General features: G+C 67.1%; 1 pseudogene. It reads left to right on the top strand.

The features are described from left to right. Positions 1–189 (top strand): annotated as a pseudogene (locus tag ACU8YE_RS24575) (hypothetical protein); the annotation flags it as partial. Between the last annotated feature and the right edge of the window lie 304 nt (positions 190–493).

Raw genomic sequence — 493 nt, 5'->3', positions numbered from 1 at the left:
CCCCAGCAGGGCGGCAAGGTCGTGGAGGGCCTGCGGACCGCCGGACTGCTGGACCCCTGGGCCAGCGCGCACGGCCACGACCTGCCGATTGTGCGGGCGGTGGCGCAGGTGGCGGGCGGCGCGTGGACTCCCGACGAGGGCCTCGCCAGCCTGATGGGCCGCGACGCCAGGGCCGAACTGGACGAATGATACGGTTTCCGTCCAATCCGTTAGCAAACCGGGAGAGCGCTGAGTTGATAACACCTTTCCCGGCCACCGTTTTTCCTGCTCGCTCTGCTCGGAGTGAACAGGTGTTGTCCCTGTTCAATCGGAATCCGTATGACTGACCTTTTAGCTGCCGCCGAGGCATTCGCGCTGCCCTTCTACGCCGACCCCCGGCGGACCTACCACAACGCGGCGCATATCCGGGCCATGCTGGACGCGCTGGCCTCCCGCCACGTCCTGACAGAGACGCTGGCGCTGGCCGTCTGGGGCCACGACCTGATCTACGATC

Source organism: Ralstonia sp. VS2407 (assembly GCF_052950655.1).
This window is presented reverse-complemented; position numbering and strand designations above follow the sequence as displayed.